This is a genomic window from Bacteroides sp., assembly GCF_030151085.1.
In the GTDB taxonomy this organism is placed as follows: Bacteria; Bacteroidota; Bacteroidia; order Bacteroidales; family Bacteroidaceae; genus Bacteroides.
This window is the reverse complement of record NZ_JASLER010000070.1, coordinates 58,747-85,553: the sequence shown is the minus strand read 5'-3', so window position 1 is coordinate 85,553 and position 26,807 is coordinate 58,747. Positions and strand designations below refer to the sequence as shown.

11 protein-coding genes and 1 pseudogene are annotated in these 26,807 nt (G+C 44.5%); 1 reads left to right on the top strand and 11 read right to left on the bottom strand.

Features of this window, described 5'->3' with window-relative positions:
* Positions 1-610, top strand: a 610-nt coding sequence (locus Q1W14_RS14435; protein ID WP_300702572.1) for a substrate-binding domain-containing protein, incomplete at its 5' end; no start/stop codon positions are given.
* A gap of 39 nt (positions 611-649) precedes the next feature.
* Here the strand turns inward: Q1W14_RS14435 and Q1W14_RS14430 are convergent.
* The 11 genes and pseudogenes from Q1W14_RS14430 to Q1W14_RS14380 form a co-directional block, all read right to left on the bottom strand.
* Positions 650-895, bottom strand: a pseudogene (locus Q1W14_RS14430) (galactose mutarotase); the annotation flags it as partial.
* A 95-nt stretch (positions 896-990) separates the two neighbouring features.
* Positions 991-2,610 (bottom strand): RagB/SusD family nutrient uptake outer membrane protein, encoded by a 1,620-nt coding sequence (locus Q1W14_RS14425; RefSeq protein WP_300702570.1) that lies wholly within the window; start codon positions 2,608-2,610, stop codon positions 991-993.
* Between the two features lie 47 nt (positions 2,611-2,657).
* Entirely contained in the window at positions 2,658-5,723 is a 3,066-nt protein-coding gene (locus Q1W14_RS14420) for a TonB-dependent receptor (RefSeq protein WP_300702568.1), read from the bottom strand.
* A gap of 45 nt (positions 5,724-5,768) precedes the next feature.
* Positions 5,769-7,787, bottom strand: coding sequence for an alpha-galactosidase (locus Q1W14_RS14415; protein WP_300702566.1), 2,019 nt, complete (start codon positions 7,785-7,787; stop codon positions 5,769-5,771).
* Positions 7,788-7,988: 201 nt separating this feature from the next.
* A complete protein-coding gene (locus tag Q1W14_RS14410; protein WP_300702563.1) occupies positions 7,989-12,005 on the bottom strand; it encodes a two-component regulator propeller domain-containing protein in 4,017 nt (1,338 codons plus the stop codon).
* A gap of 133 nt (positions 12,006-12,138) precedes the next feature.
* Positions 12,139-14,124 (bottom strand): glycoside hydrolase family 97 protein, encoded by a 1,986-nt coding sequence (locus Q1W14_RS14405; protein WP_300702561.1) that lies wholly within the window; start codon positions 14,122-14,124, stop codon positions 12,139-12,141.
* A 23-nt stretch (positions 14,125-14,147) separates the two neighbouring features.
* Positions 14,148-17,489: a DUF5107 domain-containing protein gene (locus tag Q1W14_RS14400; RefSeq protein WP_300702560.1), complete on the bottom strand. Its 3,342-nt coding sequence runs from the start codon at positions 17,487-17,489 to the stop codon at positions 14,148-14,150.
* Between the two features lie 37 nt (positions 17,490-17,526).
* Positions 17,527-18,912: a sugar porter family MFS transporter gene (locus tag Q1W14_RS14395; RefSeq protein WP_300702558.1), complete on the bottom strand. Its 1,386-nt coding sequence runs from the start codon at positions 18,910-18,912 to the stop codon at positions 17,527-17,529.
* Between the two features lie 226 nt (positions 18,913-19,138).
* Positions 19,139-21,931, bottom strand: coding sequence for a GH92 family glycosyl hydrolase (locus Q1W14_RS14390; RefSeq protein WP_300702557.1), 2,793 nt, complete (start codon positions 21,929-21,931; stop codon positions 19,139-19,141).
* Positions 21,932-21,941: 10 nt separating this feature from the next.
* Positions 21,942-24,344 carry a glycoside hydrolase family 95 protein gene (locus tag Q1W14_RS14385; RefSeq protein WP_300702555.1) on the bottom strand — a complete coding sequence of 801 codons (2,403 nt, stop codon included), beginning with the start codon at positions 24,342-24,344 and terminating at the stop codon, positions 21,942-21,944.
* A gap of 30 nt (positions 24,345-24,374) precedes the next feature.
* A complete protein-coding gene (locus Q1W14_RS14380) occupies positions 24,375-26,576 on the bottom strand; it encodes a GH92 family glycosyl hydrolase (RefSeq protein ID WP_300702553.1) in 2,202 nt (733 codons plus the stop codon).
* Between the last annotated feature and the right edge of the window lie 231 nt (positions 26,577-26,807).

Below are 26,807 nucleotides of genomic sequence, written 5' to 3'. Positions count from 1 at the left end.
CTGGGCGCAGCGCCTGCTGGCGGACCGCGATGCGCTGGCCCAGGAAGTGGCGGCGCTGCAGGCCGGGCTGACCGGGACGCTGCGCCTAGGTGTGGTACCCGCCGCCTCCTCCACGGTGGCGCGACTGTCCGATGCCTTCGCCCGCGCCAACCCGAAGGCCGGCGTCCAGATCCAGGGCAGCCTGCGCTCCACGGACATCATTGCCCGGGTGCGCTCCTTCGAGCTCGATGCCGGGCTGGTCTACGCGGACCCTGCGGAGCTGGGCGGGCTGCTCGCGGTGCCGCTGTACCGCGAGGAACATGTGCTCGTCACCAAGGAGGGCATGTTCGAGGGCGCCGGGCAGCCGACCGCGGTGGACGAGGTGCTCTCGCTGCCGCTGTGCCTGCTGGATTCGTCCATGCGCGGCCGCCAGCTGCTGGACGATGTCCTGGCCTCCCACGGGCGCACCGCCGAGCCGCGCATCGAATGCGACTCCATGACCACGCTGCTGGCCCAGGTCGCCACCGGCCGGTGGGCGAGCGTGGTTCCGGCGCAGTGGCTCGCGCCCTTGGGCGAGCTGGCCGGACTGGTCCAAACACCATTGGTCAACCCGGCCATCGTTGGTTTCTAGTTGATAAGTAACTTCGTCGATATTGAAAGAAGCACCGCCTATTCGATTGGCAAACCGTCCAATGATAGCTCCCATATAATAAGTATCTGTAAGATAGTCATCTAGTTTTTCATAACCTTGTATCACGTTAGATAATTTCCCCTTGACATCGGGAAGCATTGCTGTTATCCACCGGGCTCCCCAATTGGTCAGTTCTACATAATTACCTGATGAATTGGTTATCCGAAAGCGAAAAACAGGTTCTTGCTGCTGAGTGAAGGTTTCTAATTGAGATGTAACTTCCATAATTATAAATGTCTTATCGTTTCCTTATGAAGAAACGCCCGTTTCCTTACGTGGGAACGAGCGTTTCCTTTAAGAGAAACGAAGTGTCCTCCTACTTATTTGGTATAACCCGGATTCTGATCTTCGGGACTGAAAGCATCGTTCGTCTTGATTTCAGTATCAGGTATAGGATAACGTTTGTGGAAATCCTGGATAGTACCCGATTCTTTAGTCCAACGGTTGCGTTCTTTAACTAACTTAATAAAGTTATCGGTACGAAGCAAGTCGATACGACGCCATCCTTCGAAGCAGAGTTCACGGAATCGTTCATCCATAATCTTTGTACGGAATTCATCTTGTCCCATGCCGGTGTTCCACTTCTTGTCGGCAGGCAATGTACCTCCCCAAGCACGTGTACGAATCTTATCGTTGACAAGCTGAACCGCTTCAGAAGTTTGTCCCATTTCATTCATACACTCGGCGTGCAATAACAATATATCAGCATAACGGATTACAGAAAAACATTTACCGGAGTTCCACATATTATTAATGCCAAACCCTGAAAGAACATCGGTTCTATAATCTTCGAACTTCTTGATATGCGGATCAAGCTCATCGGTTGTACCAGTCCATTGAGTCTTGCTCAAGTCAGGAGTAATCATTTCATATTCTCCCTTATCAGAGTACTTCTTTGTTTTATATGTGAAGTCATAGCGTAAAGCTTCGTCTTTACGTAAATCTCCTTCTTCCCAAATACCACCCTCGGCCACTGTTTTGTATGCAAACGGAGTCGGTACTAAGAAATCATAACCGGAGAAAGAACATTCTTGTCCGAACCAAGAGTCGCAAGCACGTGAGCCGCAGTCAAACTCCCAAGAGTTTTGGTCGGGCCACTTAGGATCGAACTGCAATTCGAACAGAGATTCTTTTGAATTGGGATTATCATATCTGAATATATCGGCATACTTACTCAATATTTCATAGCGGTTTGTAGCGATAATCTTCTCGAAGCATTCATCAGCTTTAGCAAAATCGCGGAATCCAGTTTCTACGGGAGCAGACATATAAGCTTTTCCCAACATAGCCCATGCAGCACCAGCAGTGGCGCGTTGCGGCTCAGCATCATAAGACTCGGGCAAACTTTCGGCAGCTGTCTTGAAGTCATCGATAATATAAGTCCATACATCTTTCAACGGCTGAGGGCCAAGACCCAGTTCTTCGGTGCGGTCCATGTCGATGATGGGTATTTCACCCCAATACATACTCAACTCAAACATCAGCATACCACGAATGAAGCTGGCTTCACCCAAGAGTTGTGACGCCTTTTTAGGATCTTCCGTGGTCTTCTTTGCGGCAAACACCACCTTGGCTGCCGTAACTACTGCTGGCCAACGGTTGTTCCAAATAGTAGCCACTTGTTGCGAAGTAGGATTCAACTGTCCGTTGTATTTATCCATACCAGCTTGGTCACCCGATGAAATCAACTGGAAGTTACCTTGTTGTGTTTCATCATTTCCTAAATTTGTCATCAAGCCATTACGACCGGATTTACATCCGCGGTAGTCTTTATATAAGCCTATTACGAGCTTCTCAACCACATTCACGTGTGCGTATGCTTCTTCTTCGGGCACTGACCCTGTCGGCTCCACTTGCAAGAAATCGGAGCAAGAAGAAATATTCATTGCAAATGCCAATGCAAAAGTGCAAAGCGCAGTATATTTAATTCCTTTTTTCATTGTGTTCTTCTTTTTAAATGATAAATATTCCATTTTCTATCTTCTTCTTAGAAAGCCAGGTTGATACCGAAAGTATACATACGTGTAGGAGGATACCAATCGCCGGTTTCAGGGTCGTAACCATTATAGTTGGTCAGGCAGAACAGGTTGGAACCGGTAGTGTAAATACGCAGGTTAGACAGTTTCAAAGTATCCAATACTTTCTTATTAAAGGTATAAGATAAGGTTAATGCAGAGAGGCGAAGGAAAGATGCCTTCTGTACGCTAAAGTCCATGTGGCTGGCGTTGTAGTGGTTATAGTCAAAACCAGCCAACACGCGTGGGAACTGTGCATCGGTATTTTCGGGAGTCCAACGATCTACCAAATCGGCTGATGCAACGCCCAGACCTGTACTTCCAATCAAACTTTCGTACCAAGGGCTCAGTTTCTTGGCACCATATGAATAGTTGAATACAGCATTCAAAGAAAGCCCCTTCCAAGTGAGGTCTGTTGAGAAACCGCCATAGAACTTAGGATCGGTAGAACCAACCACAACACGGTCATTTTGATCAATCTGCTTGTTATCGTCTATATCCATAGGATACAAGTCACCCGGATTTACATTATAGCCATTCCAGTTAATCTTATTCAGACGCTCCATATCAATGACTTGTGCAATACCACCTGTTTTCCATATATAAATTGTATTACGAGATTCACCAAGGAATAAATTACCTTCTTTCTGAATATTACGGTCACCATCTACATTATAAATCACATCTGCATTACCATAAAGTTGAGTTACTTTATTCTTATCCAGTGATAAAGTTGCAGCAAAATTCCATTCAAAGTCTTTTGTTCTCAATAAGTTGGCATTCAATGCAAATTCCAAACCTTTATTTTCGATAGCACCAATATTTTCGAATGTTTCTCTATAACCGGTAGTTGTAGGCAGAGAATGCTTCATTAATAAGTCTTTGTTCTTAATCAAGAATGCATCTACAGAGAAGCGAATACGATTTTGAAGAAATGCCATATCGATACCGAAGTTCCATTGTTGTTGTTTTTCCCAGCTAATGTCCGGTGTACCACGACGACCGTTACTTCCGATTGTTCCGCTGTATATTTTATCACCATTGGGAGCTGTTGTAACAGAATACCCGGGATTACAGAGTGACAAATATGTAAAATCATCAATATTCTGGTTACCTACTACACCGAAGCCGGCACGTACTTTCAGTTGGCTGAAGATGTTCTGATCCTTCATGAACTCTTCTTCAGTTACATTCCAGGCAGCAGAGAAGGATGGAAAGATACCCCATTGATTTCCTTTAGCAAACTTGGAAGAACCGTCGTAACGGGCAGTAGCAGTCAACAGATATTTGCTGTCAAAGTTATAGTTAACACGTGCGATGTAAGATAATAAAGTTGACTCTGTCCAGCCTGTACCCAAGTCACGTTCATTCACTTTATAGCCTGCACCCAAGTTGTGATAACCAAAGTAGTTGAGGTCGAACCCTTTTGCGGTTGCATTGATGTAGTTCCAGTTAGTCCGTGTGGCACTAGTACCTACCATTGCATTTAATTTATGCTTTCCGAATGAAGTTTCATAAGACAAAGAGTTATCCCATTGCCATACAGTACGATTGTCGCGGTCGTCTTTCGCCTCACCGTTCGTTCCATAACGATCGGCTTCTTTGATATCGTTCGGAGTATACTTGTTCTGTTGTTTGGTAGCATAATCAATAGAGAAAGTAGAACGGAAGTTCAATCCTTCAATGGGATTGATGTTAATATAGTTAGAGCTCAGGAAACGGTTGTACACCTGGTCATTGTCCACTCTCAACGAACGAAGAGGGTTGAAATTGTTCTGGTCATAATTACCTTGCCAGTTCAGTGTTTCGATATCTTCCGAAATAGCCAGCATCGGGTTAGCCAATCGGGAACGGTGCATTATACCGTCATCAACCAATGTATTTTCAGTACGGGTAAAGGAAGTGTTTGAGCCAATCTTCAACCAAGGTTTAATTTGTTGGTCGGCATTGATACGTCCTGTATATCTTTGTTGTTCGGACTTCTCAATCAAACCTTTATTATCCATATAACCGAAGCTAACATAATAAGCACCCTTTTCATTTCCATTAGAAAAGCTTACCACATGGTTATGCTGCACACCTGTACGGCTTACTGCATCCAGCCAATCGTAATTCTCATTGTTCTTATAGGCATCAAACTCATAGTCGGCAAACACGCGGTTAGAACCCATCACTACATCTTTTACATAAGCATCTACATCACCTGTAGGGTTAGTCTGCTTGTAACCATTAATATAAGCCTCCTTACGAAGTTCGAATAATTCGCGGGTACCCATTGTCTTCGGAGTATTGCCGTAAGTCTGGAAACCTATCCAACCATCATAAGTCACTTTGCCATCACCACGCTGACCTTTCTTGGTTGTGATAACTACAACACCGTTTGAACCGCGCGAACCGTATAAGGCTGTTGCAGAAGCATCTTTCAACACCTCGATAGAAGCAACGTCATTCAAGTTAACTGAGTTGAAACCGGAGTAGCTGTTATCCATAACCATACCATCGATTACATAAATCGGGTCTGTAGAACCATTGATGGTATTGATACCACGGATTTTGATAGAAGCATCGTCAGTCGGTTTACCGGCATTAGAAATCAATACACCTGCCACACGTCCCTGAAGGGCCTGGTTGATGTTAGTTACCGGCTTCTCTTCAAGCACCTTGGCACTTACACTGGCCACTGCACCTGTCAAGTCGCTCTTCTTCATAGAAGTACCTACTACTACCACTTCTTCCAGCATTTCGTTATCCTCTTTCAGAACAATCTTCAGTGGTTGAGTACCTGTCACTTTAATATCCTGTGGAGTATAGCCGATATAAGAAATACGCAATATATCCCCTTTTTCAGCGTTCAGAGAAAAACTACCGTTAAGGTCGGTAATTATACCATTCGTAGTACCTTTTACTTGTACACTTGCACCAATAACCGGTTCCGATAGAGTGTCAATCACCTTTCCGGTTACTTTTATGTTCTGTGCCATCAAGTTGCAGCAACAAAACATAAGTAAGATCAAATTAATAAGTTTAATCCTTTTCATAATCATTCAATTTAAGCATGTTTTTTTATTAGTATTGATTTTGAATTAATTCATTTTAAATAGCATTACATCCTGAGCAGGAACAGTAACAGCCATCGTTTCTTTGGCTGTCGATTCTGTTCCACGCCACAATTCTTTTACCTTATATTCTTTTACCTTATCTAATCCTAATCGATCTATTTGCACAGTATACGTCTGTTCTTTTTCTGTATAGTTGAACACAGCCAAATAGCAGGTTCTATCTTTCTCTATGCGGATAAACAGATTCTCCGACTTCTCTCCATTTCCATCTACCGGACGGAAAGCTTCGCCTGTGGCTACAGCATTCACTTCAACATTTGTCAGATACTTCAGTGCTCTTTCTTTCACCTCCTTCGAGCCTCCATTGCTGAAGTCATCGCCGGCAATGTAAATACCTGTGATAGCACCCGAAGTGATACGGGCACGGTTCTCACCCTCGGTTGCGTCACGCAACACAATATGGTCGGCATCATTAAACTGATAGACTCTGTCTTGCCACCAACCGTATGAAAGGGCATTCAGGGTGTATTCCGTATCTTTTATCTTATTCCAGGCATCACAGGCTATGCGTCGTGATTGTGCATATTGTGCCGGGAACACCGGAGAAATGGATAAGTTGATGTACATATCTCCAAAGTACTTGTCGAGCAATTGCATACCGTAGTTATATCCCTGAATACCGGTTTCAATCTCCGGATTATGCCATTTGTCGGCTTCCATGGCTCCGTGTGTCATGAAGTCCATCTTTACATACTCAAATCCGGCACGGTGGAATAGTTCGGAAGTACTCTTCATCATTGCTTCAATGGCGGGATGAGTAGGGTCAACTGCATACGCTCCGTCAAGTTCCTGGGGTTTGCCATTGGCGTAGAGATATACATCTTTATAAGTCGTACCTGGAACTTCTTTTATTTCACGGTCGGGATTCCTGCCCCAGTCGGTGAAAGGAGTCCAATACACACCGGCTATCTGACCGTTGGCCTTGCACTTATCTACAAACGATTTCAATTCTTCTTCAGTGAAGCTGTTCCAGCCCGAATCCAAACCGATATAAACTGTGTTGTCCGTATTTACAAAGTGGTTGTTTTGCAGGTTATCCTTATAATAATCCGACACTTCCAATGCTTTGGGGTAAGTCAGATTGAACTGCAATGCTCCCCAGCTATTCCAACCAAACGGAACAGCCTTATTCCAGGCTTTGGGAGGAGCAATCACAGCATTGGCCCCGGCATATTCTTCTAATCCTATGCGCCAGTCTTCGAAGAAACCTAATAGTATTTTAGGAGATTTTATTTCTTCTCCTTTCAGTGATCCGTGTGGTTTGGAGTCACGTGTCAATTCATCGGCTGCACCACCAAAACACACCAGTGAGCCTACATTATTAATTGTACCTTTCCCTATTGTTATCGCAGATTTCCAATTATCATGTTCTACCGAACCCAATACCAGTGCGTTACGATCCTCATTATTCAAGATGGCAGTTACTTCATAACTGGTCAGGTTGGTGAAGTCCAACGGATGGGATTGATATCTGACCCATTTATCGTTATCAAAAGGAACGAACAAAGCCCGGTTACTTCCATTTTCGGCAAGTACGGCAGGCATTTGGTCTACGTTGACCGGAGCCATGTAGTTGGAAGTTACTCCTTCTTTATCGGTCAAAGTGAATTCCGTCAATACATAATCTTTATCGGGATATACATAGAATATCTGGGTAAGTGTAGGTAGATTGTCATTGGTATAAACGACTTTATAAAGAAAGCCCTGACCAAAGTTATCTTTAATCTTTTCAGTACTAAATTTACGCTTGGAGTAGTCACGACTGGAGACTATCTTATCCGAGAGTTTATAAGAAGCATATACATTATCATAGATAAGTTTTGCCCCTTTTTCAATATCAACGCCATTGGCCTGTTCATCGTACGACAGTTTCCATGTACCGGCATTCAAATTTTTAGTACCCACATTACATCCTGTAAATACACCTCCCGAGAGAGACAATGCTACAGCACAAGCATAGAGTTTGATTTTGTTATTTTTCATACTATTATAGTTAGCTGGTAAAACCTTTGTTAAATTTCGCAACTTATTCGTACCGAAGTTTTGCTTCGTAGAACAATCACAAAAGTAGGTTTTACTAGTAACCAATAGCTATGCAAATGCACCAATATATGAGAATTTTGCCGCAAAGACGCATTTGAACCTATTTAATCCGCAAATGCGCTATTTCTTGCATCATTTATTTCAATTTAGGATATCCTCTGCTCTATTTGTTTTATTTTTTATCAGGGTAGCTTGATTTTGTTTCTCAAATTCTTTGGGAGTCATACCGAATTGCTTCAAGAATAACTTACTGAAATAAGAGGAAGAGTTGATTCCTACCATATAACAGATGTCACCAATCCGATATTTGCCTTCCTGAATCAATTCGGCAGCTTTCTTCAGACGAATCAGGCGAATAAAATCGACCGGAGAGAGGTTGAACAGGATTTTAATCTTACGTAACAGGCTGGAACGGCTCATACAAAGTATCTCCGCCATACGCTCCACACTGAAATTATCATCCGTAATGTTGTCTTGAATCACATTGATTACTTTATTCATGAATTCTTCATCCGCTTTATTCATCTGCATATTGTTCACGGGGAAGAAAGGACGTTTCGAGAATGCTTCACGCTCCTTACGGCGGTTACTCAATAGTGACAATATCTGTGTACGCAAGTAATTGAATGAAAAAGGTTTCTCCACATAAGCCTCGGCACCAATTTTCAATCCGTTTATCTTGCTATCGAGGTCGTTCTTGGCAGTGAGGAAGATAAACGGAATGTGACATAAATCCATATCGGCCTTTATCTCTTTACAAAGTTCATATCCATTCATCACCGGCATCATGATATCACTGATGATTAAGTCGATGTGGTTATTTCGTAAAATATCCAATGCTTCTTTTCCATCACGGGCAGTTTCCACGGTGAACTGTTCTTCCAAACGGTCAAGAATGAAGGTGAGCATTTCTTCGTTATCTTCTACCAGCAAAATGGTATATCCTTTCATATTATCAGTTTCGAGCGAAGTTTCTTCGTCCAACACTACCGTGTTCTGTTCAACGACTTTCTCTATTTGTTGTTGAACACCTTCTTTATTCAACGGAATAGTCAGTGCAAAGGTATTCTCGGGCTGATTGGTGTCCAAACAGAGGACTCCTTTATGCAGTTTGGCCAGCGAACGGGCTAAAGGAAGTCCGATACCTACACCTTGGCGGGATACTTTCTTCTTATCCATCTGATAGAAAGCTTCAAATATCAGTTGGGCGGACTCGGATGGTATCTTATCACCGTCACTGGATACCCGGACAGTAAATGTAGTATCGTCTTTGGAGAGTTCTACCAAAGCAGTATGCCGGGCATACTTCAACGCATTATTCAGCAAGTTGCTCAGGATTTTTGTAATTGCCTCTTTGTCTATGGCTGCTACAATACTCTCTTCGGGCACATTCTGCAACAATTCTTTCTTCTTTTGCACAAAGGTAGGTTCGAAGCGGGCAATGGTTTCGTTGAGTAACGTTGTAATATCCACACTTTCAAACTTCATATCGAATTTATCGGCACCTATCTTCTGGAAATCGAGCAACTGGGCTGCCAAATCAAGCAGACGTTTGGTATTCTGCCCTATTACTGACAGATTCTTATTCAACTTCGGATTATCTATCTCCATCTCCTGAATGGTTTCCAACGGACCGTTTATCAACGTCAACGGTGTGCGCACCTCATGGGCAATTTCGGTGAAGAAGCTTACTTTCGATTCATACAATTCCTTTTCCTTCTCTATCTCGAATATCTTTTGCCGTTCTTCCATCTGCTTCTCCTTACGGCGCTTATACCATAAGAAACTACAGAATATCAGGCAGATTATCCAAATGACGTAAAACATATAAGCCCATACTGACAACCACCAAGGCGGTAGTATAACAATGGACAACGAGCAGGTTGAATATGGATTCCCGCTGGTACCATTAGTCGCTTGTACTTTAAAGGTATATTTGCCGGGAGGCAGTTTGGCATAGGAGATATTCTGGTTGGTGCCCGCCTTTATCCAGTCTTTGTCCAATGGTTCTAATTTATAATAATATTGATTAGATTCGGTAGTGGAATAGCAGAGTAAAGCTACATCAAAACTGAGATTAGACTGGTCGTAGGACAAAACGATTTCATCGGTATGCGAAATGCACTTCTTCAACGGAGAGCCGGGCGTGTGTACCGTAATCTCTTGGTTGTAAATACTAAGTTTAGAAACGTAAACCGGTGCCTGATAAGTACTATTCTCAGATGAGTTGGGGTTAAAAGCTATCAGTCCTTCTATTCCACCGAAATAGAATTTACCGTCTTTGCCCTTTATTGCCGATTTATAGTTGAACTGGTTACCCAGCAATCCATCTTTCGTTGTATAAACCCGGACATATTTAGTATCAGGATTGAAACGTACCAATCCCCGATTGGTGCCAAACCACAAATTCTGCTGGTCGTCTTCCAATATCTTATAAGCCACATCATCCGGCAAACCATCTTCGATGGAGAAGGTCGTGAAATCGTCCGAAGCCGGATTATACCGGCAGATACCACCACGGTCGGTCGAAATCCAAATTCGTCCCTGGCTGTCCTGCATCACCGAACTGACTGAGTTTGAGCTGAGTGAATTCTCCTTGCCCTCCTCATTCTCGTATTTCTTGAACTGACGCTTTCCCGAAGTATATCGCCACAAGCCGCTACCCATAGAGGCAAACCAAAGTGTACCATCCTTATCCTCAAAAGTATCGAATATCCAGTCATACCCGACTTCATTCACTTTCTGGAAGGCAAACGATCCGGGTGCTGCTTTATAAAGTCCCCACCCTGTACCAATCCACCGGTTGCCCTTGCTATCAATGAAAAAGGTGTAGACACTTCCTTCGCCAATGCCCAACTGCTCATACCCATAATGACTGATAGCCCCTCCAGGTAACTGAATGACATCGAGCCCTTGCTTGAACAATCCGCAAAAAGCCTGATTACCATATACAAACATTCCTAATGTGATTTTTCCTTCAGAGATTTTCTTTACTTTACCAGTAGAAACATCCAACATATTCACTCCGTCATCCTCGGTTCCTATCCATATATTTCCCTGAGCATCCATCGAAATCTCTCGGACACGTTTCGTACTTAATGAATAGGAATCGCTACCCGGAACATACTTATCAAACAACAAGTTGTGATGAGGCAGATAATCGACTCCACCAAACATAGTTCCCAACCAGGTACCTCCTTCACGGTCGCGATAGATGGTATAGATAATCTTATCGGAAAGGCTGAACGGACGCATCAAATCTTGTTTCAGATGGGTTATCTTGTTCTTCCGTTCGTTCACTACGAACAAACCTTCATGGGTACCCACCCAAAGTTCATTGTCGAAACACATCACATTACGGATGAAGGTATGGGAAGCTTCGGGAATGTCTATCTTCACCAACTCATTGGCAGAAGGGTTGTATTTCATCACCTCGCCTTCGTGAATAGCTATGCCAATCCAGTCTCCATAGTCGCAGATGGCATTAATGTTTTTCCCTTTCAATGAACGGCCATTCTTATCTTCACTGTGTTGTTCAAACTTGTCTGTCTTAGGGTTATAGTGAAACAGACCTACGCCCCAGGTTCCTACCCACACTTCTCCATCGGCACGCACGCAGATGCAGTCGGGTGCTTCGGTCTTGAAATTCTTCTTATTGGTCACTTCGTAGAAGTAAAGCTTGTCATCTTTGTAGCGAAATACACCTTGGTCGGGAATTACCACCCATATATTGCCTACCGAATCAGCAACTATATTAGCGACCCAGTTATTCATATTTATACCATCGACGGTTTTTAAATCTATCACTGTAAATACATCCAGTGCGGGGTTGTAACGATATACTCCCCTATCAGTACCTACCCACAGCTGACGGTCCTTATCTTCAAATAGTGCAGAGATATTATGATTACCCGTGCCAGCCACATAGTCGTCACAGTTCATCTGCACAATAGAAGTGCCGTCGAAACGATTCAGTCCGTTCTTTGTACCAAACCACATAAAACCGTAGCTATCTTGGATAATAGATTTCACATTGCTCTGAGACAGTCCATTTTCACCTGAAATATGCGAGAAGTAATAATTGGAAACTCCCCTGTCGGATGCTTGCAGCTTTAGCGCACCCACAAGAAGAAACAGTATCGGTAATATACTTTTCATAGTATCGTTATCATTAAGGTATTAATATTAACAAGGAACAAAGGTAACAACAAATCATTATTAATAAAAAGAATCTTTCCGGCTATTCACTAAAATAGTCGGAAAGATAGAAGACAAGCCTGTTGTAACAAGCTTATTGTTCGCTGATAACCAGAACGAATCCTCCTCCTGAAGCCATATTCATTTCCAGGATTCTATCCGGTCCAATTTCTATAGTCTTACGCTCATACAGGTTCGCATTCTTATTACTTGCCTTTTTATCACAGAACACTTCGGCTACATATTTCTTTCCCGGTTGAAGAAAGGAACATGCGAATGTTACATCGCGAACGCCCCAAGCATTCAGACCACCTACATACCAAGTGTCACCTTTTTGTTTAGCTACTACTGCATATTCACCTACCCGGGCTTTCAGCGGTATGGTCTTGTCCCATGAAGTAGGCACTTCGGCCAGGAACTTCAATATATCGGGATATTTGCGATAAGCATCGGGAGAATCGCAAAGACTGGCAAATGGAGCCGAAAGTACGACAAACATAGCCATTTCGTGGGCCCGTGTACCCAGCGAACTAGGTAGACCTGGGTCTACAGGCTTAAACTTTTCAAGCGTACAATTACGCATGGAACCCGGCGTGTAGTCAATGCCTCCACCTAGCATGCGGGCAAAGATACATTGCAACTGATAATCAGGATTAGAACTGGTATCCCACTTAAAGCATTCACCACAGCGCATGGCTTCGTAAGAAAGTACGTTAGGATAAGCCCGGTGGAGTCCGGTGGGTTTGCTGCAACCGTGGAAGTCTACCATCAGGCGACGTTCGGCGCAAGCCTTTGCCAAATTCTCATATTCGGGAATCATCAAGGCATCATCCCTATCGAAGAAATCAATCTTCACTCCTGCCGCTCCCCACTTGCTGATGGAATCAAGGTAGCAATGCGGGTTATGGATGAGTGTAGCGGCCACTGTCCACAACCATACTCCTACCTGCTTTTCATTTCCATAACGAATTACTTCCTTGATATCGATGTTCTTGTTCAGGTCAGCATGGTTGAAAACATTGCTCCATCCGGCGTCTACCAGCAGATAAGGAATTTTATTCTCGGAAGCAAAGTCGATGTAATATTTATAAAGTTGGGTGGAAAGCTTGGTATGTCCTGACGGGAACGGGGCTTTTTCGAGCATGGCGCAATGCCACCACTCCCAGGTTGCCTTGCCGGGGCGTATCCAATCGGTATCGGTTATCTGTTGCGGTTTGGCAAGGAGATAAATCATTTCATTTGCCAGCAAGTCTTTGTCATCTTTCGCCACGATGGCAATGCGCCACGGGAAAGCATGATTGCCAGCCGTACGGGCAAGATAGTTCTCACGCTCCTTCACTACAGTGATGAAGTTCCCCCAACTACCCATTTCTATCTTCTTGGGATAAGGCGCCCAGTAACCTTTCATGGTGCCTTCTTCTTTGCGGAGATACATGCCCGGATAATTATTCAAGTCGGATTCGGCAACCACAATGCGCAGATTATGCTTGGGATTGGTAAACAGGGTCGGTGTCAAACCGTATTTCTTATCCTCAATGTCGGATACTCCTTGGTAAAGCACGTTGCTCACTTCCCAAGCTGTGAAGTTATCGGTTTGAGGAAGGATCACAGACGGATTATCTGCCAAATTGAAAGTAGCTTCTTCGTGGGCGATAACTAATGAATCCTGTGCTGGAAGGTTACCACAGAATCGGTATGCCATACCTTCGTTGTACAGACGGAAGATGACGGAATAGCCATCCTTGAATTTCAGAGAAAGTTCATTGTAATGGTTGGTCAGTTCACGGTGATTGCCGGCTACAGGAAATACTTTCTCATTGGTCTCGGTCAATGAACTGCCAATGACTTCGCCATTCTTGCCCCAAACCGTGCCGTCATTCATCTTCAGCGAGATAGCTGAAGGATAAATCAGCTGGCGATTCGCTTCTTGCAAGGAATAACACAGAGTTTGTCCATTGTCTATCTTCAATGTCAATTGCTTATCGGGAGAAGTCAGTTGATAAACAGAGGCTTCCTGAGCCTGTGCAGTCATGCACAGGCCAAGAGCCAATCCTATAAAGTATATTTTAATTCTATTCATACGGATCATTTTTTTTTATAGTTCTATATAGTAACCATGTTACGATGTATCTGTCCACCCTGATGATTTACATCGAGCTTTCTAACTTCATCGAGGAAAGTAGTGGCTTGTTGCCATTCGTTTAGTCCAAGATACCCCAAGCCCATCACGTAGTTGCAATGAATACGATTGCGTTTGTTCAAATCGTCTTCCCAAATAGCCAGGTCGGGCAATGACACGGCAAAGTAATCAATACGGTAATCATCGAACAAGTGCTTTTCACCATGCTTTATCAGTTTGTTGAAGCAACTGCGTGCCTTGTCTTCCATACCCAGCGCCCGCCATGCCAGTCCTTGATAAAATATCTTGTCCGGTTGCTGGTCGTTGTAGAAGAAAGCTTGTTGAGGCTCGGAAGAACCAACGGTAGCTTGCTCAAAGCAGACCTTTGCCTGAACCTCATCGCCCAACCCACGATAGGCTTCTCCTTTATAGTACCAGATGTCATTTTCTTCGGCATTGGCAAGTTTGCCTTCACCCAGGTTATAAGGGTAAGCTTCTGTTTCCTTCAGAAGCGCTAGCGCATCGGCATAGAGCTGTTGACTGAGGGCTATTTTGGCAAGTTCCACACGGCAAAGTGTGTATTGACCGGTAATCTTACCCTCGCCACCTTCCCACGGATGGAAATTACGGACGGCGATCAGTTCTTTTGCTTCAGCATAGCGTCCCAGTTGGTTATAAAGGGTAATACGCTCGATCGAAAGGTCGTCACGTTCTGCGGTTTCGGCGGGATGGGCTTCGAGGAAAGCCAGGCGTTCTTCGTGAGAGCGGCCTAGGCGTTTGTATAGCTGATCCAACTCCATCAGGATGCGTGAATCACGCTCATTGAGATGATAGGCTTTTTCCAATGCTATCAGTGCTTTCTGCTTATCATTCTGTTTGTTATAGTAAGCCAATGAAAGGTTTCGCCAAACTGTCGGATAAGTCGGGTCGATAGCGGCTGACGCTTCCCAACAAGCCAGGGCATTGTCATACTGACGGGCTGCATACCAAAAGTTTCCAAGACAGTAGGCGGCTTTCGCTCCCGCCTTATTGATACGTAGGACGCTTTGAAGAATCAAAACTTCTTCGATGCGGTTGGGGAAGCAATAGGAATGATCTTCTTGCTCTGCTTGCTGATAGTACTTCAACGCTTGCTCCTCTTTTCCCTGACAAGCATGGAAATAGCCGAGGGCATAATAAGCTATGGGATAAACGGCTCCGCCTTCCTGCGTATAGGTTTGCAGTAACTCAATAGCCTCATCGTATAGTCCGGCAGCAGAAAAATCGAGCGCATACTCTATGTAATCGTGCGAGCGATGGCGCATCATGTTTTGCATTTCTGCCAGTACTTGCTTGCTGCCGGTGAGCAGGTAGTGTTCGAAGCGGCAGCCCATATTGAAGCGATCTATCTTCAATGAATCTTCAATTAGAGCCAGTGCCTCTTCCTTGCGACCCAGTTTGCGGAGCAGAGAGGCTTTTAGTTGTCGTGTTTTATGGTTGTGCCAGTTGCGAATAAGCGAACGGTCTGCTTTGTCCAAAGCACTGGCATAGCGTCCCTTTAGGGTGTCTATCTGTGCCAACGCATAATAAGCGGCATCTTGCAAGGCAGCATTCCAGGCCGATTTGAAGAAGGCGTCGAAGGCGTCATCCAACTTGCCCTGCATCTTGCAGCATCCCCCCAGGTTGTAGTAAGGTTCACCATCGTAGGGATTGGGATTACGCTCGGTCAGTGTTTCTATGGCTTTGCGGAAGTAGGGTTCAGCTTGTGCAAATTGTCCCTTGCGCATCAGTATCAAGCCGACAGCGTTGTTACAACGCACATCGCCAGGTTCGCGCCGAAGGGCTTCCTGATAGTAGTCCATCGGATTGTAAGTGGCATGACGGTATTGCTCCAAGTGAAGCCCTGTGAGGAAGAGTTGCTCGATAGAGGCAATGTCTTTGGGATCTTTGGCAGCTTTAGCCGGGTCGGGTACGGGTTTGATTTCGGGTTTATCAGCTTGGTAAACTAGCATCAGTTCACCTTTATAATCTCTTACTTCTACACTCAGTTCTTCTTCTTTGAGTCCCTTGGCGGCAAAGGTTGCGGTGAAAGGTGAATCGGGGGATATCTGAATGGTTTGGTTATACAAGGAAGTGCCATCAGCAGCTTTCACCGCAATATTGACGTCCTTGTTTACGCCTGTGGTGTAAAGTATCAGCGAGGCTTCGCCGTCTTTCAATTCTACATTGAGCAGGGCATCTTTGGTTGCATTCTTCACGTAACCCACTTCGCTGTAGGGCATGAAGTATTGCACCCAAGACTTTTCCTCATAGGGTTGCAGCCATGAGAAGTCGGGCTGATTATCGGTGAACATACCGGTCATCAATTCGATATAAGGTCCGTCTTCGTCCGTCAAGTTACGGTCCCAGGCACGACCGAAGTCACCGTTGCCCCAAGTCCATTGTTTCTTACCCGGCGATACATGATGGTCGGCCACGTGCAGCAGACCGCCTTTCACATCGGCTTCATAGCCTCCTACAAAGTCGAATTTGGACTTAATGGCCATGTAGGAAGTGGGCACGGGGATATTTTTATACTTCGAAATATCCACTCCGGCAGAGTAATCTTGTTTGTAATAAACACCCGTAGCGATAGGGAAAGATGATACATCGCGTTTTCCATGGTCGAATACGGCATTCACATCGGGTGGAAACACCGAGTGATAATGGTCGTTGACCACCACCGCCGGATTGGCCCACCACAGGAAAGTTTGCGGGAAAGAGGTACGGTTGTATATCTTCACGTTGATCTCGATGTATGCCTTGCCCGGATAAAGGGTGAATCCTTGCATGCCTTTGGTGCGGAACATACGCTCTACCTCATTGCACCAGATAGTCTTGCTACCATCCGCATGTTCTTCGATAGAGAAATCGGTGGAGAGGAAGGTAGATGGACGATGGTGCTGCGGCCAGTTAAATTCGATACCACCGGAAATCCACGGGCCGGTAAGTCCTACCAAAGCCGGTTTCACTACTTGGTTGTAATAAACAAAGTGACGTTGCTTTACCTTGTCGTACGCCATGTGAATGCGCCCGCCCAGTTCGGGTAATATCATTACTTTGATGTATTCGTTCTCGATAAAAAGAGCATGATAGCTCTTGTCTACTTTCTTATCGGAGATCTTCTCCACTACCGGATAGGGATATACTGAACCGCTACTACCTTGGTAGACACGTTTTTCCAGGAATATAGGATTCTTTTCCTCTTGTCCGGCTTCGTAGGTGGGAAGCAAGATGTCTTCTTCCCAAGCACGCACCTCGCTAGTGTGTACCGTGCTTTGAATTAAATATTGAGTTATCTTTTCCATCACATATATTTTTATTTTGATTTATGTTTTGAAGTTACTATTTCACCAATTCTTTCTCAATCTCTTCGAGACTCTTTCCTTTGGTTTCGGGCAAGTAGAACACTACGAACACACCACCCGCCAAACAAATGACACCATAGAGCCAGAAGGTACCGGCAGCTCCCAACGTATTATTCAACACCGGGAAACTATAGGTAAGTATAAAGCAAGCCGCCCACAAAGCGAAAGTACAAACTGACATAGCCACACCCCGGATTCGATTGGGGAAGATTTCGGAGATAATTACCCACATGGCAGTTGCCAATGTCATGGCGTAACAGGCAATGGCCATTACAACAATAACAAGCAGCACCATTCCGGTGATATGGAAGTAGTAAGCGGCTCCCATAAAGGTATAAATGATAGCCAGGCCGAAAGAGCCGATTAACGTCAGCGCCTTGCGTCCCCAACGGTCTACCACGAACATAGCAAGTACTGTAAAGATTACATTGGTGATGCCCGTCACCACAATATTCATCAATACGTCCGACACACCATATCCGGCAGCCATAAATATTTCCTGTGCATAGTTGAAAATGACATTGATACCGCACCATTGCTGAAGAACAGCCATCACGATGCCGATGGTAAGTACCTTGTACATAGCAGGGCGAAGCAATTGTTTGAAACCTCCCTGCTGATCTTTGCCAGAAGAACTTGCCTGAATAGCATCCAGTTCACGACGGGCATAATCGCCGCCGCCAATGCGGGTAAATACCTTCAATGCCGCTTCGCTACGTCCGGAAGATGCCAACCAACGAGGGCTTTCGGGTAATATAAAACTAAACATGAAGAATAGTGCGGCAGGCACAGTCATTGCCCAAAACATCCATCTCCATCCTGTCTGTCCGTTCCATGACTCACGAATCATGTCGTGTGTGGCACCCATTGCTACAGGTTCGGCAATCTGCCAGTTCACAATCTGCGAAGCAAGGATACCTAATACAATAGTCAACTGATTGATAGAAACAAAACGTCCTCGCAGATGCGCCGGAGCAATTTCGGCTATATACATCGGTGAAAGACTGGAAGCAATACCGATGGCGAAGCCGCCTACCAGACGGAATACATTAAACAAGGTGAAAGAGTGTACGGCTCCGGTGCCGATAGCGGTACAGATAAAGAGTCCGGCAGCCAGTATAAGGATAGGTTTGCGTCCCAGTCGGTCGCTCAGTTTACCGGCGCTCAATGCACCCACCAAACATCCCACCAAAGCACTGCTCATGGCCCACCCTTGCATAACAGGACTATCTGCAATCTGGAAATATTGTTCATAGAAAGGTTTCGCTCCACCTATTACTACCCAGTCATATCCGAATAGAAAGCCACCCATGGCAGATATTAAAGCGATCAAAAATAAGTAAGAATTAGATTGGTTCTTCATTATAGTATTGGTATTAATTATGATGCAAAGTTAAGCTGATTCAAGGTGCCGGGAAATAGAAAAAAACACTTAGGATATGGATAATCTTACTTTTACGGTTGAAACAGTAAGTCGTTTCGTCCCTATCATTACTCCCGCTCAAGAGAAGGACTACGGGAAAGGATGCACAAGATGCCATCTTGAGCTACATAAGATGCCATCTTGTGCATTGAAGGTAATAGTGTGTTCAGCGACTACTCTTATTGATAGAGGTTATGGGAATAATAGTTCCCCAACTTTCGTTAGGAGTATCCCCCAACCATAACTCAAGCAAGCCTCCCTGTATAAAGGTAGAATGGAGAAGCTGATAGGAATTATATTCTTTACCGTTCAAACGGGCACGTTGTATGTAGCAATTCTCCTTTGAGTTATTATAAGTTTTTATCTTGAATTCTTTACCATTATAATAGTCAGCATCAAGTTTGATGGTAACTTCTTCGAATACCGGGCTGGTTATATCATAAGCAGGGTTTTGCCTCGACCCACCATCCAAACTGAAAAGTCCGATTGCCATAAGCGTACTGATACCTCCCATCTGTCCCTGGTCTTCATCATGTCCTCCATATCCTTTATCGGGAGTGATGGCACCATGTGCCTGTTCCTTCACCCGACGTACCCAATACTGGGTTAACCAAGGTTTGCCAACATGAGCAAAGACATGTGCATTGGAACAGCCCGGCTGATTGGCGTAACTCACATAGCCACCACCATAGCCAAAAACAAAGTCAGTAGACGTTGCCTCCTCAAAAGCATGATTCAACAAGGCGCATAAACTATCGTTGCCTCCCATCTGCTTTGATAATCCCGGTATGTCGTGTGATAAACCAAAGGTAGCTTGCCAAGCATTGGCCTCTACATACCCCCATCCGTCTTTCGGGTCAGTATGCAACCAACCGCCATCTGCCTTACGTGGAAGAATCAACTTCAAGCCTTTATGGAAAGATGCCGGCCAACCCATTGAACGCCGATGGAAGTAAGCATAGTCACTAAGCTTCCCCATCTTGCAAGCCATTTCTGCCAAAGCCCAATCCTCAAAAGCCCATTGAATAGTGAGACCCGCACTTTCAGGACAATATCCACGCTCGGTATAAAAATCCAACTCTTTGTCCATATCCAAAGCAAGCATACCTCCTTTGGCATGATTCCTTTTCATTGCTCGGTAGCCTACAACTGGCGACCACTTTCGGGTAATACCCCGTTGATAGGCACTCGTAATCAAAGAGGTGGCAGGGCAACCAGTCATAATATATGAATATCCTCCTGCACAAGGTCCACGTGGGAGCAAATCACCGTTGACGCTATACTGAATGAGCGAAGCTGCAAAATCATCCAAGACCGACGGATAAGCAAGCCCCCACAATGTATTCAAGTTCCATTGAGACAACCAAAGCGCATCGGAGTTGTACATGTGATGTAATGAATTTCCCGAACTATCCTTTTTCAGTTGCTTGATTTGTCGGTTGGCATTGAGTACATGTGTACCTTGACGGATTCCTCCTTGAGTATAATCAGGATATTCACCATTAGAATCATCTATTTTATGACGTCCCAACAGAGTATGCCACAAGTCAGTGTATAACTTAACGTGTTGTGCATCCGTTCCTCCTTTGACGTCAATCTTTCCTAACCATTGATTCCACTCGTCTTGCGAGGCTTTGCGTACTTTAGCAAAATCCCAATGGCTGCAATCTTTTTCCAAATTTTCTTTTGCATTGGCTATGCTTACATATGAAATGGCCATCTTCAGTTGAATCTGCTCTCCGCGTTGCACTTCATAGCAGGCACTGACTCCTGAGGTAGGTGCATCGTGGTAAGTCCAACCGGAGCTTTCGCGTGGTGTACTTTCCGTAGTACCTTGCAATGTGTCTATGCCAGAAAGATAGTTCTTATCCACCCAACCATCCAAAGAATTGAAAGGTTTATCGAAACGGACCACAAAGAATATCCTTACCATATCAGGACCTCCCCACAAACGGCCTTTTGTATCAAAATAGCCAGTCAGTTCATCATTACCCACCTTTTGTACATGTGCGTTGACCATAGTCGAGGTAGCTACATATCCACCCAAATTAAGCAGAATATTTGCCGAAGCATCTTCTGTATAAGTCAACTTGTAGAAGCTGACTCTATCCGTAGCTGTTTGTTCCACCCAAGTATTGTATTTCTCCAGATAGAGACGATGATAACCCGGCTGTACAATTTCGCCTTCATGAGTAAATGGTGATTTCCAGCTTTGTTCACCTTGAGTAGGGTTCACCGTACCCGTAGTGGGCATCAGTGTCAATCCTGACAACATCCAACAATGTATCTGAGGGAAACCAAGTATATCCGTTGAGTTGTAATTATAGCCACCCCCATACTGGTTCTTGTTCCGAGTCAAGGGAGCGGCACCTATCATACCAAAAGGCTGATTACCGGTTATAAAAAAAAAGTAACGTCCTCTGGCAGATTCTATATAAGGATCAACCCACGAAACATAATCAGTATAATCTTCAGGAGCAGGAAGAACCTCTATTTCGGATAGCCCAAGACTAACACCATCACCATCAGTCACCTCAAAACGCACCCACTTAGTCTTTCGTGCCGGAAACTCCACCACCTTTGGACTACCATCATTAGAAATCTGCCATACATTGACAAAACTCCCGTCACTGAAGTGCAAGATACCTCCTGCTACATGCGTATTCTTATCGGGACGGTCATACAATACCACTTTATTGATACATACCGGTTTCTCCCAATCTAACTGTATCCAAGGATAATCTATTTGTCCCCAGAAAGTCATTGTACTTTTTGATGCCCATTCGCCTTTACCCGCAATGCGAATAACCTGATCGGTTACATTAGCCGCTTCGTATGATTCATTCAATACAGAAGAAGCTGACACACGACTTTGAGGCGCAATGTTATACGGTGAAGCATAAATTGCACCCCAAGTGAACAGAGTCATAAAGTACATCAATAACAGATGTCTTTTCATACTCAAAGTTTTATTTTATCTCCAACAGATCGTTCTTCTTCAGAGTGATAGTCAGCAAGCCTTTGGCATCGGGCTTTTCTGTGAGTTCTTTGCCGTTCAACATTACTTTATAAGTCTTTCCTTGCGGCATCTTAACCGTAAAATTGTTATCGGAAGTCGCTTTCAAGGATGCAGTAGTTACAGTGGAATCTGTCCATACAGCCGAGGCTTCGGCACCACCACGTAAGCATAAACCTTTGAAACTTCCATCTTTCCACTCAGCGGGCAGGCAGGGCAGGAATTCAATGTAACCTTCATGGTTCTGTACCAACATTTCTGCCATACCTGCTGTACCTGCGGGGTTGCCATCGAAGGAATAGATATCACCCTCCGCACCTGCGATACCTCCGGGAGATACTGTAAGGAGATTCTCACGCGAGAGTTTGCCTTGTAATAACTGCACGCTATTATAGGCTTCTTTCGCATCTTTCAAGCGGGCATAGAGGCAAATCATATTAGCACGACTCCACTCGGTATCTTCCCAATCCTTGGCCGACAAGCGAGCTTCGATAGTCTTACGAGCTCCTTCCGCCAATTCGGGAGTTTTCTCCAATGTTATCTGCGAGAAAGGATACATGCCTAACAGATGAGAAGTGTGGCGATGATTAGGATGAGACTCCTCAAAGTCTTCAAACCATTCGCGAATAGCACCATTGGCACGTAGCTGAATGGGAGGAAGTTTAGCTAACGCATTCTGCAATGTGACACAGAACTCCTTATCAACTCCTAGTATTTGAGAGGCTTGAATGCAGTTCTGAAGTATTTCATAAGCCAGTTGACGGTCGCAGGCAGGCATCATCGAAGCTACCATATCTTCACCATCTGCGGTGCGGAACCAGTTTTCAGGGGAGATGCTCGGTCCGGTCTTCAAATAACCGTCTCTCGGGTCTTCAGCCATAAAGTCAAGAATAAACTCTGCATTTCCTTTTAATAAAGGATAGGCCACTTCGGCCAGATATTGCTGGTCTTGTGTATATTCGTACTGAGTCCATAGGTGAGTGGCAATCCATGAACCTGCCAAGGGGAACAAGCCCCAAATGATGGTACCCGATGAAGGAGTATAGCCCCAAACGTTGGCAGTGGTATGGGCAGTCCAACCTTTACATCCGTACACTACATCAGCAGTTTTTGCACCATGATGGGCCAGGTCTTTGATATATGTAAAGAGAGGAGCATTACATTCTGCCAGATTACCAACATTGGCCGCCCAATAGTTTTGTTCGGTATTGATATCGAGATGATAGTCGTTTGTCCACCCCATATTGCAAGCCTTGTTGTCATTAAAAAAGCCTTGCAGGGCAATGGGCAACGGGGAGTTTTCTCTAGAACTGGCTATCGTCAGATAACGACCGTATTGGAAGAACAAAGCGTCCAAGCCGGTATCGGTCTTGCCTTCGCGTACTTGTTTCCAACGTACATCGGTAGGTGTGGTCTTGTTCAAATCTTCACCAAAGTTGATTGCCACACGGTTGAATAAAGAGGCATAGTCTTCTACGTGTGCCTGCTTCAAATCAGTGTATGATTTGCCGGCAGCACTCTTCACACCGTCTACACACTGTTTCTTATATTCCGGACTTTTATAATCGGTACGTACATCTACTATCAGTGTTACTGCATCTGCACCGCTTACACTGACACCTGCCGTATCCATATTCAGTTCTCCGTTATCGGCAAGTACGGCAATGCGTCCTTCAAAGTTCACACCGCCCGGACCGTGTAACGGAAAGTCCACTTTCCCTATGAACACCAATTGATTATCATCCACCGTAAGAGCAGACTGGCGCATTAAATCTAAAGACATATTCATGGTTACTGACTTCGACTTATCGGCAGTCAGGCGGAGTACCAGTACATTATCGGGATTGCTAGCGAAATATTCACGCTTGTAGTTCACACCCCCCGCATTAAAAGTAACACTGCTAATCGCTTCGTCCAAACTCAGTGAACGGCGATAGCCTGTCACTTCCCCTTCGGGATAAGTGAAGCGCAACTTCAAGTCGCCTATGGGAAGATGCGTACCGAATGAAGTCTGCATACCTGCCAGGTTATCACCGGCAATCTTATTTCCTTCTGATAGTTTGCCCTCGAAGAACAACTTCTTCAGATGATCCATTTTGGCACGACCGAAAGGTTTGTTCTGATTTTCATTGTACTGTCCCGACCACATGGTGGATTCGTTCAATCCCAATGTCTCTTCCTCGATGCCACCATATGTCATGGCACCCAAGCGACCATTACCGATAGGTAATGATTCCATCCATACCTTTGCTGGTTGTGTATACCACAATTCTGTGGTAGCGCCCACATCCTTTGCACTTTGACAGCCCACAAGTACTAATGCTGCTGCCGCTAAACAAGTTTTTAAATGTTTCATATTCTTCATGATAAGTATTGCTATTGGTTCTTATTGCCGGTTGGGACGGGCACTCATTACACACTCCAAAATCCCTCCATTCAGGATGTCTTGATGGGTAATAGTGGTCTTGGTATATTTCTTTCCATTTAACTTCATGGAACGGATATAGATTTCATCAGTTCTCTTACGAGGTGCTTTAACAGTGAAGTGTTTTCCATCCGGCAGTTGAATTACTGCTTGCTCCAACATAGGAGTGCCTATCACATACTCGCCACTTGCAGGATTGACCGGATAGAATCCCAATGCTCCAAATATGTACCATGCCGACATTTCGCCGCAATCATCATTGCCCGCATAACCTGAAGAAGAAATATTATATAGATTATCCATGATATGAGCCACATACTTCTGCGTTTTCCATGCCTGGCCTGCATAAGCATAGAGGTATGCCACGTGATGACTCGGCTCATTGCCATGTGCATATTGTCCTACAAAACCTGATGCGTTGTCATTCAGTTCACCACTTTGATGAATGGTAGTAAAGAAAGCGTCCAGTTTCTGAGTAAAAGCCTTGTTTCCTCCTGTAAGAGCTATCAAATCGGGGATATTCTGCGGTACATACCAAAAGTACTGCCAGGCATTTCCTTCGGTAAACGGGTAACCGCCATTAGCACCGTATTTATAAGGATCGAAAGGTACTATCCACTCCCCTTTGTCACTCTTGGGTTGGAAGAAACCGGTTGTAGGATTGAATAAGTTGCGATAGTACGCCGAGCGTTTCATAAAATGATGGTAATCTTCTTCTTTACCGAGCTTCTTGGCCAATTGTGCCACGCACCAATCATCATAAGCCTGTTCTAAAGTGATGGATACGGATTGAGTCTGTATATTTTCGGGCATATACCCATACTTTTCCCACACTTCAAAAGGAGAGTTGGGATGAGATACCAATGAACTATTTCGTACAGCCTCGTATGCTTTTTCGGCATCAACTCCTGCAATACCTTTCAGTACCGCATCCACAATGACGGGAATAGAATGGTTGCCAATCATACAATAATTATCCTGCCCCCATAGTTGCCAGATAGGTAGATAGCCGTAATCATCATACTGACGAACCATACTCTTTATAAAGTCTTCGGTCTTGTCCATATGTAATAAGGTATAAAGCGGATGAGCTGCCCTAAAGGTATCCCACAAAGAAAAGGTGGAATAATGTGTTTCATTCACTTTCAATCGTCTTGTGGTATAATCAGTAGCCATATACTCGCCATTGACATCACTCATAGTATTAGGTTGAACCATCGTGTGATATAAGGCGGTATAGAAAATCGTTTTCTGCAAGTCCGTTCCTTGAACCTGTATCTTCGCAAGCTCTTTTTCCCATGACTGCTCTGCTGCAACAGATACTTCCTCGAAATCCCAGGCAGGAACTTCCGCCGTCATATTCAGCAAAGCATTCTCTATTGAAACCGGAGATAAGGCTACTTTAGCAATTAATGCATCATGATCTCCTCTGTTAAAAGAAAATAAGCCGTGCAAATTCGTTCCATTGATCACCGGCGTATTCTTATATTTCCGATCACCATCTGATAACTCGGCGGTAAGAATAGGCATTGAAAACTCAATATGAAAATAGACTTTTCTTAGTTTCGCCCACCCGGTAATAATCCGATAACCTTCAACTATGGTAGGACTAACAACACGAATCTGCGACTGAATAATGCGTCTTCCCCAACTGCCCTTATTGGCCGAATGGTCTAAATCCAGCCACACTTGTACCACTCCTTTCTGAGGATAGGTATAACGATGCACACCTACACGGGTAGATGCTGTCAGTTCAGCCTGAATACCCTCGTCGGCCAACATCACCTGATAATAGCCGGGACGGGCAGATTCTTGTTCGTGGGTGAAAGCGGACTGTCGTTTGTTGCTTTGAGTAGGAAACATCAGTATATCAATAAAGTCGGATGCACCCGTACCACTCAAGCGTGTATGACTAAATCCGTAGATTGTAGAATCGTTATAGTCATAGCCTGATGCCTGTGCCCAATCGGGAGCTTCACGGGTATCAGGACTCAATTGTACCATGCCAAAAGGCACTGTGGCACCCGGGTAATTATTGCCGGACAGACTAGACTCAACAGCTCCGGTCCCTATAAACGGATTGACCCAACGGGTAAGTACCTGCGAAAAAGAAGAATCGGCAAGCAGAAAAAGTAGCAATAATGAAAGTATAATGTTTCTCATGTTCGGATAAAATGTTTCGACAGCAAAAGTAGCCGTTCCGTAGTTTCACAGTCTGCATAAACTCGCCATTTTTAAGTTCATTTGCTTCAATCTCCTATTGTAAAAGTCGTTTTGACGCATTCTGTATCACTTTTATTAGATTACGCTCAATAAAGTATTCTTGTATTAAAATTAATTTCTTACCTTTGTAATCCTTATTTAGAAGCGCTCAAACTCTTAATTCAGCTTATA

Excerpts from the sequence above, each read along its gene's own strand:
- Q1W14_RS14415 (WP_300702566.1), bottom strand. The coding sequence starts at position 7,787 with ATGAAAAATAACAAAATCAAACTCTATGCTTGTGCTGTAGCATTGTCT.
- Q1W14_RS14400 (WP_300702560.1), bottom strand. The coding sequence starts at position 17,489 with ATGGAAAAGATAACTCAATATTTAATTCAAAGCACGGTACACACTAGC.
- Q1W14_RS14380 (WP_300702553.1), bottom strand. The coding sequence starts at position 26,576 with ATGAGAAACATTATACTTTCATTATTGCTACTTTTTCTGCTTGCCGAT.
- Q1W14_RS14425 (WP_300702570.1), bottom strand. The coding sequence starts at position 2,610 with ATGAAAAAAGGAATTAAATATACTGCGCTTTGCACTTTTGCATTGGCA.
- Q1W14_RS14405 (WP_300702561.1), bottom strand. The coding sequence starts at position 14,124 with ATGAATAGAATTAAAATATACTTTATAGGATTGGCTCTTGGCCTGTGC.
- Q1W14_RS14410 (WP_300702563.1), bottom strand. The coding sequence starts at position 12,005 with ATGAAAAGTATATTACCGATACTGTTTCTTCTTGTGGGTGCGCTAAAG.
- Q1W14_RS14390 (WP_300702557.1), bottom strand. The coding sequence starts at position 21,931 with ATGAAAAGACATCTGTTATTGATGTACTTTATGACTCTGTTCACTTGG.
- Q1W14_RS14395 (WP_300702558.1), bottom strand. The coding sequence starts at position 18,912 with ATGAAGAACCAATCTAATTCTTACTTATTTTTGATCGCTTTAATATCT.
- Q1W14_RS14420 (WP_300702568.1), bottom strand. The coding sequence starts at position 5,723 with ATGAAAAGGATTAAACTTATTAATTTGATCTTACTTATGTTTTGTTGC.
- Q1W14_RS14385 (WP_300702555.1), bottom strand. The coding sequence starts at position 24,344 with ATGAAACATTTAAAAACTTGTTTAGCGGCAGCAGCATTAGTACTTGTG.